The 11,435-nt window shown below is 57.8% G+C and carries 9 protein-coding genes; all 9 read left to right on the top strand.

Annotated features, from left to right (window positions below):
- Positions 1-35 precede the first annotated feature (35 nt).
- Positions 36-1,814: an SLC13 family permease gene (locus tag BOH68_RS10650; RefSeq protein WP_308457326.1), complete on the top strand. Its 1,779-nt coding sequence runs from the start codon at positions 36-38 to the stop codon at positions 1,812-1,814.
- Positions 1,815-1,999: 185 nt separating this feature from the next.
- Positions 2,000-2,839, top strand: a complete 840-nt coding sequence (cysQ, locus tag BOH68_RS10645) for a 3'(2'),5'-bisphosphate nucleotidase CysQ (RefSeq protein WP_258038195.1) — start codon at positions 2,000-2,002, stop codon at positions 2,837-2,839.
- 164 nt (positions 2,840-3,003) lie between these two features.
- Positions 3,004-3,945 (top strand): sulfate adenylyltransferase subunit CysD, encoded by a 942-nt coding sequence (gene cysD, locus BOH68_RS10640; RefSeq protein WP_077373710.1) that lies wholly within the window; start codon positions 3,004-3,006, stop codon positions 3,943-3,945.
- A 156-nt stretch (positions 3,946-4,101) separates the two neighbouring features.
- Entirely contained in the window at positions 4,102-6,012 is a 1,911-nt protein-coding gene (gene cysN, locus BOH68_RS10635; RefSeq protein ID WP_077373707.1) for a sulfate adenylyltransferase subunit CysN, read from the top strand.
- Positions 6,013-6,074: 62 nt separating this feature from the next.
- Positions 6,075-6,503, top strand: coding sequence for a DVU3141 family protein (locus BOH68_RS10630; RefSeq protein WP_077373704.1), 429 nt, complete (start codon positions 6,075-6,077; stop codon positions 6,501-6,503).
- Between the two features lie 227 nt (positions 6,504-6,730).
- Positions 6,731-8,446 carry a polysaccharide biosynthesis/export family protein gene (locus BOH68_RS10625; protein ID WP_077373701.1) on the top strand — a complete coding sequence of 572 codons (1,716 nt, stop codon included), beginning with the start codon at positions 6,731-6,733 and terminating at the stop codon, positions 8,444-8,446.
- 2 nt (positions 8,447-8,448) lie between these two features.
- Entirely contained in the window at positions 8,449-9,309 is an 861-nt protein-coding gene (locus BOH68_RS10620; protein WP_308457325.1) for an ABC transporter permease, read from the top strand.
- Positions 9,306-10,205: an ABC transporter ATP-binding protein gene (locus BOH68_RS10615; protein ID WP_077373698.1), complete on the top strand. Its 900-nt coding sequence runs from the start codon at positions 9,306-9,308 to the stop codon at positions 10,203-10,205. The genes BOH68_RS10620 and BOH68_RS10615 overlap by 4 nt, the downstream gene beginning before the upstream one ends.
- A gap of 139 nt (positions 10,206-10,344) precedes the next feature.
- Positions 10,345-11,430 carry a chain-length determining protein gene (locus BOH68_RS10610; RefSeq protein ID WP_077373695.1) on the top strand — a complete coding sequence of 362 codons (1,086 nt, stop codon included), beginning with the start codon at positions 10,345-10,347 and terminating at the stop codon, positions 11,428-11,430.
- The last annotated feature ends 5 nt before the right edge of the window (positions 11,431-11,435 follow it).

The following is an 11,435-nucleotide window of genomic DNA, read 5'->3' as shown; positions in this document are numbered from 1 at the left end:
CGAGAAGCGGCAGGATGCCAAGGGAACATCTGTAGATGGATATCACGCAGCACATGGATGCTGTCATTACACTCGTCGTCACGATAGGTGTGTTGGCAGGACTGATCTGGAACCGATGGCCCGCTGAGTGGCTGATGATGGCAGCTGCCGTGCTGCTGATCCTGTTGGGAGTCATTTCTCCCACCACCTTCCTGTCCGGTTTCGCCAATCCGGGGATCATGACCATCGGTGCACTCTTCGTGGTGGCAGCCGGAGTCCAGGAGACTGGCGCGTTGCGCTGGATGCTTGAGCGTCTGCTCGGACGTCCCACCTCACCGTCTTCTGCATTGGCACGCTTGATGCCGATCACTTCACTGTTAAGTGCCTTTCTCAACAATACCCCCGTGGTCGCACTGTTCATTGGTCTCGTTCAGGGCTGGTGCGCGCGCATGAAGATCTCTCCCTCCCGTCTCCTGATGCCGATGAGCTATGCCGCCATTCTCGGCGGCACCTGTACCTTGATCGGCACCAGTACCAATCTGGTGGTGGATGGACTGTTGCAGTCACAGGCCAAGCAGCCCGGGCTTGGCATCTTCGACATCACTGCGCTGGGAATCCCGGTGCTTATCGCGGGCACGCTCTGGATGGTGTTGGTGGGTTGGCGATTCCTGCCGCAGCGCAAGGGCCTGGTCGAGCAGCTTGGCAATGGTCGCGAATACTCCGTGGCCATGCGCGTCGCCGACAAGGGGCCACTGCACGACAAAAGCATCGAAGAGGCGGGGCTTCGCAGTCTGCAGTACGGCTACCTAGCCGAGATCGAACGGTCCGGCAAGCTGCTGTCCATGGTCGGGCCTGACACCATCCTGCAGTCCGGCGACCGCCTCATCTTCGTCGGTGTAGCGGATACCGCCCATGAAGTCCGCGCCTTCCGCGGGCTCGAGAGCGATGCGGCCGGGCTGGATCTCGACCATCACCAGCGTCGCATGGTCGAAGCCGTCATCGCGCCCAGTTCGCCGGTGGTCGGGATGAGTATCAAGGAAGCACGTTTTCGTACCCGCTATCACTCCGTAGTGCTGGCTGTCTCGCGGGATGGTGAACGCATCAACAGCAAGGTCGGGGATATCGTGCTGCGCCCCGGGGACACCCTGCTGCTGGAAGCCGCGGCCGATTTCACGCGCTTGCACCGCTATAACCGTGAATTCCTGCTGGTTAGCACTCTGGACGGCAACGGCATGCCCAACCTGACCAAGGCGCCCATCGCGCTTGCCATCATGAGCCTGATGATCGTCACGCATCTGGCCGGCATGGTCGAACTCGTCGAGGCCGCTGTCGCTGCCGCCATTCTGATGGTCTTCACCGGCTGTCTGCCTGCTGCCCAGGCGCGTGCCAGCATCGATGGCAGCGTGCTGGTCGTGATCGCCGCCGCCCTCGCACTGGGTCAGGCCATGACCGATAGTGGTGCAGCCCAGATTGTGGCTGACCAGTTGATGCAGTTCGGCGGTGGCTCTCCCTTCCTGATGCTGGTGTTGGTCTATCTCACCACGACACTTTTCACCGAAATCATCACCAACAATGCCGCCGCCGTGCTTATGTTCCCGATTGCCATGGCGGTGAGCGAACAGATGGGCGTCTCCCTGATGCCCTATGCGATTGCCATCATGTTTGCCGCATCAGCCAGTTTCCTCACGCCTTTGGGTTATCAGACCAACCTGATGGTGATGGGGCCCGGTGGCTACAAGGTTTCGGATTATATGAAGGTCGGGCTGCCGATGAGTCTCATCGTCGGGGTGACGTCCGTCGTTCTGATCCCCGTGATCTGGCCATTCACTGGTTAGATCAAGGACCCCGGGAGGTGGTGATGGCAGGTTTCTTGCCTCTTCTTCAGATGAGGCGGTGTGGCCCCGCTGGCAGAACACTGCTGAAACAATAGAACCCTGATGGCGGCACAGGCGCGTACCACCTCAGCCATTAGCGACACAATCCACCTCAGTACAAGACATCAATACGCACAGGAAGGCACATGACAGACACGACTGCGGCAAGTACCACACGCGCGATGTTGACCGCGCTCGAGTCGATTGCTCGCAAGGCCGGCGCCGCCATCATGGATATCTATGAGAGTGGCGACTTCACTGTCGACATGAAGGCGGACGACTCCCCGCTGACCACGGCAGACCGTGCGGCACATGCCGTCATCGTCGAGGGCCTCAAGGAGATGGAGGCTGAGTTCGGCGCCACGCCGATCCTGTCCGAGGAAGATGCCGACATTCGCTGGGACGTGCGCAGCGAGTGGTCGCGTTACTGGTTAGTGGACCCGCTGGATGGCACCAAGGAGTTCATCAAGCGCAATGGCGAATTCACCGTTAATATCGCGCTGATCGAGCAGGGCGTGCCGACGATGGGCGTCGTCTATGCACCGGCCATCGAGACACTTTATGTGGGTGCCCAGCAGAGTGGGGGCCAAGCGTCCATCTCCGAGAAGCAGGTCGGTGATGGCGAGCGCCAGGCGATTTCCGTCGCTCATGTGCCCGGTGAGCAAGACAGCTGGCGCATCGTCGGCAGCCGCTCCCACCAAAGCGATGACTTCAAGGCCTTCGTCGCCGATTTCCATACCTGTGACATCGTCGCCATGGGCAGCTCACTGAAGCTGTGCCTGGTGGCGGAAGGGGCGGCAGATCTTTACCCGCGCCTCGGCCCGACTTGTGAGTGGGATACCGGCGCGGCACATGCCGTCGTCGAGGCTGCCGGTGGGCAGGTGCTCAATGCTGAGACTCGCCAGGCGCTGCGCTACAACCAGCACGATAGCGTGCTGAATCCCTATTTCATCGTATGTGCCAGACCGGCAGCCCCCTGGGCGTGATGCGCGACTGTGTGTAATGAGTCGCTACGTCACAGGACTGACGTCTGTGCATGTCAGTCTCATGTCAGAAAACAAGGTGTTCTCTTCACTCCTTTGGACTTCAAATACGACCTGCGAGTGAAGAGGGCAGGAACAACTAGCAGAGTGATCTCAAGGAATCTGTAATGACAGCATCTTCCACGGCTGAAAAACTCGGTATCACGCCGGAACGTCAGACCCACCTCAAGCAGCTCGAGGCCGAGTCCATTCACATCATTCGTGAAGTGGCGGCCGAGTTCTCCAATCCGGTCATGCTCTACTCCATCGGCAAGGACTCCGCCGTGATGCTGCACCTGGCGCGCAAGGCCTTCGCGCCGGGCGTGCCGCCTTTCCCCCTGATGCATGTCAATACTACCTGGAAATTCCAGGAGATGATCAAGTTCCGCGACGAGATGGCCGCGGAAGTCGGCATGGAGCTGATCGAGCACATCAATCAGGAGGGTGTCGAGGCGAACATCAATCCGTTCGAGCACGGCAGCGCCAAGTACACCGACATCATGAAGACCCAGTCGCTGAAGCAGGCGCTGGACAAGCATGGTTTCGATGCTGCCTTCGGCGGTGCGCGTCGTGACGAGGAAGCCTCACGCGCCAAGGAGCGTGTCTACTCCTTCCGTGACCAGTACCACCGCTGGGACCCCAAGAACCAGCGTCCGGAGCTGTGGAATATCTACAACTCCAAGATCAACAAGGGCGAGTCCATCCGTGTCTTCCCGCTCTCCAATTGGACCGAGCTGGACATCTGGCAGTACATCTACCTCGAGTCCATCAAGATCGTGCCGCTGTACTACTCCGCCGTGCGTCCGGTGGTGAAGCGTGATGGCCTCGACATCATGGTCGACGACGACCGTCTGCCGCTGGCAGAAGGCGAAGTGCCGGAAATGAAGTCCGTGCGTTTCCGTACCCTCGGCTGCTACCCGCTGACCGGCGCCGTGGAATCCACCGCCGCGACCCTGCCGGAAATCATCCAGGAAATGCTGCTGACCCGTACCAGCGAGCGCTCCGGGCGTGCCATCGATCACGACCAGGCAGGCTCCATGGAGAAGAAGAAGCGCGAAGGCTACTTCTAAGCGGCGGGCGCATCAGTATTGCGTTAGCCCATAACGGCTACTGCACGATGTCAGGCAAGCAAGACTCAACGAAATTGACAGGATACGGGATGTTCGCAGCGCTGGAAGTCTCATGGGAGGCTCGCGCCGGACAGACCGTGTTCAGGGAGAATGACAGTGTCACACCAGTCAACGATGATCGCGGAAAACATCGAAGCCTATCTCAAGGAACACGAGCAGAAAGATCTGCTGCGTTTCATCACCTGCGGCAGCGTGGATGACGGCAAGTCGACCCTGATCGGTCGTCTGCTTCATGACTCCAAGATGATCTACGAAGATCAGCTGGCCGCCATCACCCGCGATTCCAAGAAGAGCGGCACCACCGGCAAAGTAGATCTGGCGCTGTTGGTCGATGGTCTGCAGTCAGAGCGTGAGCAGGGCATCACCATCGATGTCGCCTACCGCTACTTCTCCACCGACAAGCGCAAGTTCATCATCGCTGATACGCCGGGGCACGAGCAGTACACCCGCAACATGGCCACCGGTGCCTCCACCGCGAGCCTGGCGATCATCCTGATCGATGCGCGCTACGGCGTGCAGACCCAGACCCGCCGTCACAGCTACATCTGCTCGCTGCTGGGCATCCAGCACCTGGTGGTCGCGGTCAACAAGATGGATATCGTCGACTACTCCCAGGAACGCTTCGATGAGATCGTCGCGGACTATCAGGAGTTCGCCAAGGACCTGGAAGTCCCGGATATCCGCTTCGTGCCGCTGTCCGCACTGGAAGGCGACAACGTCGTCTCCCTCAGCGCCAATACCCCGTGGTATGACGATGCCGCCTACGAAGCCCGTCCGCTGATGGACATCCTCGAGACCGTCGATGTCACCGAGGACAGCAACCTGACCGATCTGCGCTTCCCGGTGCAGTACGTCAATCGTCCGAACCTCAACTTCCGTGGTTACTGCGGCACCCTGGCCGCCGGCACCGTCTCACCGGGGCAGCAGATCAAGGTACTGCCGTCCGGCAAGACCTCCACGGTCGAGCGCATCGTCACCTTCGACGGCGATCTCGACATCGCCTGGCCGGGCCAGGCTGTCACGCTGACACTGACCGATGAGATCGACATCTCGCGCGGCGACATGATCGTGGCGGTGGATTCCGACATGGAGCCCTGCACCGCCTTCACCGCGGACGTGGTGTGGATGCACGAGAACCCGCTGGTGGTCGGCAAGGAATACGAGCTCAAGCTCGGTACCTCCAGTGTCATCGGCCGCGTCGGGCGCATCATTCACCAGACAGACGTCAACACCATGGCGCGCAATGAAGCGGAGAACATCCCGCTCAATGGCATCGCCCGCGTGCAGGTCGAACTGACCCAGCCGCTGGCTATGGACAGCTACCAGCGTTCGCCACATACCGGCAGCTTCGTGTTCATTGATCGTCTGTCCAACATCACCATCGGTGCGGGCATGGTCAAGGAGACCCTGAGTGCCAGCAACATCGTGTGGCACGACATGGCGGTCACCAAGCAGCGCCGCGCCGAACGCAACAAGCAGAAGCCGTGCATCATCTGGTTCACCGGCCTGTCCGGCGCCGGCAAGTCCACCGCCGCCAACGCGCTGGAGCGTCAGCTGTTCGCCATGGGCTACAACACCTACCTGCTGGATGGCGACAACGTGCGTCACGGCCTGTGTGGGGATCTCGGCTTCAGCGAGGATGATCGCGCCGAGAACATCCGTCGTGTCGGCGAAGTCGCCAAGCTGATGGTCGATGCCGGCATGATCACCCTGGTCAGCTTCATCTCGCCGTTCCAGGCAGATCGTCAGACCGTGCGTGACATGGTCGGCACTGACGAGTTCATCGAAGTCTTCGTCAACACACCGATCAGCGTCTGCGAAGAGCGTGACCCCAAGGGTCTGTACCGCAAAGCGCGTGCCGGCGAGATCAGTGATTTCACCGGTATCAGCTCCCCGTATGAAGCCCCGGAGAATCCGGAAATCGAGATCAACACCGGTGAACTGAGTCTCGAGCAGACCGCGCTGAAGCTGGTCAGCCAGCTCAAGCACTACAACGTCATCGGCTGATTCTTTCCCGCTGATAAGCCCCCGCCGTCAGGTGGGGGCGTTTGCAGTTTCAGGACCCTCATATGACTCAATCCCAATTCAAGCAACGCCTGCCGGGCGTCGTGCGTTTCGCGGCAACGGCGGGTCTTGCGATCCTCATCGCTGGTTGCGCCACCGATTATCCGATATCGACCGGCAGTGGCAGCCAGAATCTTTCCAGCCTGCGCGGTACGGCGCCGCTCTCGGGGGATGTTTCCGCCTTTCTGGATACCGCTGCAATTGGTGGCGTTATGTCCGTGGCCAGCAGCCCCTGGGGCAGCAATGTCGAAGTGGTCGCCGGCGAACGTTATTTCTCGGCTAGCGGCCTGACCTGTCGTCACCTGACCGTCTCCAACGGTCGTGACTTGCCCGGCAAGGAACTCGCGTGCCGCACCAGCAAGACGGGCGCTGCCACACAGGGCACCTGGGTGACGCAGCGTCTGATCGTTGGATTGTTGGAAGACGCCCGCTGACGCTCAGCGTGACATGGTTTCCCACAAGCGCCTGCGCCTATTGATCGCTCGCTTCGATTGCTGGCGATGCAAGTCAGGTTTGCTGGACAGATTGGGTAGGCAGGTTGGCCAGACAGACTTGTTAGAAAGACAGACTTGCTAGACAGATTTAAAAGACACTGGTGTCAGGCGATGTCATGCACTACTGAGCCGCCTGACCAACACCGCATTACGAGGGGCCTTGCCCAATGACAATTTCCAGATTCTTGTTCCGGGCCAGGTGCCTGGTGGCGGTAGCGTGCCTGAACGCCAGCCCCGCGATGGCCGTTGGGCTCGATAGCAGTTCCTTCCTGACCAGTGGCGAACAAGCTGCGAGCATTCCCGAGAAGACTGAAAAGGTGGATGACTCGGCGCGTGCTGACTGGCGCAGTGGAACGTATGGGCCGATCACCACCGACTCAAAGAAAGACCCGGATTCCCTGCCGCCGTTTGGTGAAAACCTGTTTACCGGTGGTTTCCGTGGCATGGTCGCCGATGGCCTCAATAGCGACTACACCATCAAGCCGGGCGACCAGATCACGCTGCGCGTCTGGGGTGGGGTGGAAATCGAGTCAGTGCTGTCGGTCGATGCCCAGGGCAACATCTTCCTGCCGGGAATCGGACCGATGAAGGTACAGGGCATCTCCAATGCCCAGCTGGATGGCCAGGTGCGTGCTGCCATCCAGGAAGTCTATCCCGAGAATGTCAGTGTCTACACAAATCTGCAGGGGGTTCAGCCAGTCGGTGTCTTTGTCACCGGTTACGTGAAGAATCCGGGCCGTTATGCCGGTACCCCGAATGACTCCATGCTGTATTTCCTCGACCAGGCCGGCGGGATTGACCAGTCACTCGGCAGCTATCGCTCGATCAAGATTAAGCGTAACGGCCGCATCATCAGCAATGTCGATCTTTACGACTTTCTGATCGATGGCGAGATTGCCCGTCCGCAATTCCGCGATGGAGATACTGTCGTCGTCGAAGAACGTGGTCCGGCCATCAGTGTCGTTGGCGATGTCGAGCGTGACTATCGTTACGAGCTCACCTCCACACGGCTGAACGGTCAAGATGTCAATAAGCTGGCCCGCCTGAAAGCCGGTGTCTCCCATGTCTTACTGCGTGGCTCCCGCACGGACGGCCCAATTTCGCGTTATCTGCCTATTGCACAATTTCGTGATGCGGAGGTGCGTGCCGGAGATGAGGTGCTCTACAGCGCCGACCAGCGTGACGAGACCATCGTCGTGCAACTGGAAGGCAGCTTCTATGGCCCTTCGCGTTATGCCCTACCACGTGATGCGCATCTTGGTGAATTGCTCAATGCCGTCGGCGTACCAAAGGGGCTGACCGATTATCAGAGTGTGTCTATCCGACGTGAAAGCGTGAAGGAACAGCAAGCCAAATCGTTGGAAGAGAGCCTCAGGCGCTTGGAAATGACCTACCTTGGCACACCGACGTCGACCAGCAATGAAGCATCGTCGCGTGAGCAGGAAGCCAGTCTCATCCAGCAGTTCGTGGAAAAGGCGCGCGAGACAGAGCCAACAGGCAGACTGGTTGTCGCGCGAAATGATGGAGAAATTGCTGATGTGAGGTTGCAGGACGGCGATGTCGTGACCCTACCCGAAGTCAGCGATTCCTTGTTGGTCAGTGGAGAAGTCGTCGTACCCCAAGCTGCTGTCTATACCCCCGGTCTGAGCGTGATGGATTATATCGAGAATGCGGGCGGGTTCACGCAACATGCCGATGATGACCAGATCCTGGTGGTACGTCAGAATGGTGCGGTGCGTCACGCCGAAGATGTCAATCTTCGTTCGGGAGATGAAATCCTCGTACTTCCGGCGCCCCCCACCAACAATCTTCAGCTGGCGGGAAGTATCACACAGATTCTTTACCAAGTGGCCGTCGCCACAAAAATCGCGCTAGACCTGTAATCATGAACAAAAACGCCGCCAACTCATCGGATAATTCATCTGATCGAAAATCTGATGCGATGCATGTACAGGGCGGGCCCACGGCTCGTTCTGCCTGGGCAGTCACGCGCAGCGTCTGGTTTGCCATGTTCATGCGGGAGGCTATCGGGCGCACCATGACCGATCGCATGGGATGGTTCTGGATGATTGCCGAGCCAGCAATGTTGCTGCTTGTGATGATCGGTATTCGCAGCTTCATCCGAGGTGACAATCTCATTGTGAATGCACCGTTCATCCCTTGGATGCTGGTCGGAATGATGGGTTTTTTCCTAGTCAGGGAAGGGATGCAGCAAGGGCTGGGGGCCATCAATGCCAACAAGGCGCTATTTGCCTACCGTCAGGTACACCCGATAGATGGTGTACTGGTACGCAACGCGCTGGATGGATTGATTCGTACCGTCATCTTCCTGCTGTTCATGGTGGGAGGGCTGATGTTGAGCACGGACTTCCGCCCTGACAATGGCTTCCAAGCCATTGGCGGCTGGTTGTCACTCTGGTTATTCGGGCTAGGACTCGGATTACTCACCTCCGTAATAGGAACTCTGGTGCCTGAGATGGCCAAGATCATTCGTATGGTAAATATGCCATTATTGATTCTGTCCGGTGTCATCATGCCTCTCAATAGCCTACCGCATTATCTGCTGGAATATTTGATGTTCAATCCTATCGTGCATGGACTTGAGTATCTCCGTCATGGTTTCTTTGATGGTTATCAGGTAGTACATGGTACTAGCCTGGCGTATTTCTGGGCATGGATACTGTCCTGCTTGGCATTGGGGCTGTTGATGCACGTGCGATTCAAGGAGCGCCTGAAAAGCGAATGATTGAAATCCAGAATCTCTCCAAGCGCTATTACCACTCGCACTACAGCCAGAGTGATGATCACTGGGTGCTGAAGGATATCAATCTCATCATTCCGACAGGTGTCAGTGTCGGATTGGTGGGGGCTAACGGCGCGGGAAAATCGACGCTGCTACGCTTGATTGCCGGCATGGATACTCCCCAGAAGGGGCGGGTGATACGCCATTCCAAGGTGTCATGGCCGATAGGTCTAGCCGCAGGTCTGCAGAGCAGCATGACAGGGCGCCAAAACGTCAAGTTCGTCGCGCGCATGCATGGCACTGAATATGACATCAACAGCATCATCGAACGCGTGCAGGACTTCGCCGAGATCGGCCCGGCGTTCGACGAGCCGATTCGCACCTACTCCTCTGGCATGCGCTCGCGCCTCAACTTCGGGTTGTCTCTGGCCTTCGATTTCGATGTCTATCTTTCAGATGAGGCGACGGCAGTGGGGGATCGCTCCTTCAAGGCCAAGGCCTCCAAGGCCTTCAAGGACAAGGTCGGCCAAGCCAGTCTGATCATGGTCTCGCATGGGGAAGGCATCCTGAAGGAGCTATGTCAGGCCGGGATTTATCTGAAAGAAGGGCGGGCACATTGGTATGACAGCGTTCACGACGCTATCAAGGCCTATCACGCAGACTGTGATGGTCCTCAGCTCGACAAGATGACCCTGCAGGCATTGCAGAAGCTGCGCAAGGAACGTCGCGCCGTGATGGAGGATGCCAAGCTAGCTCGGGAAGCCGCGGAGACCCTGCCACCACGTGAGAAGAAACCCTACGGTGACGCCCTGCGTGCCGCACGGGAGGCACTGCACGAAGTACGCGAGGAAATCGAATCTCGCCAAGCCAGGGCTTCGCGCCCCACTGAAGACACGTAAGGCGAGTGACCCTCGCTATGCGAGGGGGGCTCAGGAATGTTCAGTACCCGCGGCCTCCAAGCGCACGCATCACACGACCCCATCGATTTCACATCATTGCCGCCGGTGCACTCGGTGAGCGCCTTCAACGGGAATACGCATGACCTCATTTATCAAACGCTATCCGCAATGGGCCGTCGTTCTACTATCTATTGTGCTCGTCGGTTTCTACTGGCTGGCCTGGGCCGACGACCGCTATGTCTCCAAGGCGACGGTAGTACTTGAAAGCCCTCAAGTGAGCGGTTCGAGTGAAGTCAACTTTGGATCACTGTTATCGGGAAATCAAACCGATAGCGATCTTCTGTTGCTGCGTGAATACCTGATGAGCGTTGATATGCTCAAGAAAGTACAGGAGCAACTTGATTTTAGAGGCCATTATAGCCAACACGGTGACTTCTTCGCGCGATTGGACAATGCTGAAGCTCCCATAGAAGAGTTACATGATTACTATCTCAAACGCATCAATGTCGAGATGGATGAATATGCAGGTGTATTGAATGTGGAAGTCCAGGCTTGGACGCCCGAATTTGCCCAGCAATTCGCTCAGCTCTTGCTGAAAGAGGGCGAGCGCCACATGAACCAAATGGGGCAGCGGCTTGCGGAAGACCAGGTGGAATTTCTCGATAAGCAGGTTTCACTGCTGGAAGACAACTTCGAGCAATCCCGGCAGGACCTCCTGGATTACCAAAACAAGAATGGCCTGGTCTCCCCGACTCAGACAGTGGAAAGTCTGAACACCGTCGTCTCCTCACTGGAAGCCCAGCTGGCCACCTACAAAGCGCGCAAGAGTGCGTTGGCAAGCTACCAGAGCCAGCGTTCCAGTGAGATGGTGCGTGTCGAAAGCGAGATCAACGCCATCAAGAAGCAGATTGATTTGGAAAAGGAACGCTTGGCCCGTCAGTCCGGCAATGCGCTCAACAGCGTATCCAGCCAATACGAGACCTTGCAGTTGCGTGCAGATTTTGCCAAACAGTCATACTCCAATGCCTTGGCGGCACTGGAAAATACGCGCATAGAAGCCTCACGTAAACTCAAGCAGGTCAGTATTCTGCAAAGCCCGATACTACCAGAATATCCGGAAAAGCCTGAGCGACTCTATAATGTCACGATCTTTGCTTTGGTAATGATATTCCTTGGCTTCATATTCAGTATGCTAGTTCTTATCATTAAAGATCATCGCGATTAAGTCGA

Source organism: Cobetia sp. MM1IDA2H-1, assembly GCF_002916775.2.
Classification (GTDB): domain Bacteria; phylum Pseudomonadota; class Gammaproteobacteria; order Pseudomonadales; family Halomonadaceae; genus Cobetia; species Cobetia marina.
This window is presented reverse-complemented; position numbering and strand designations above follow the sequence as displayed.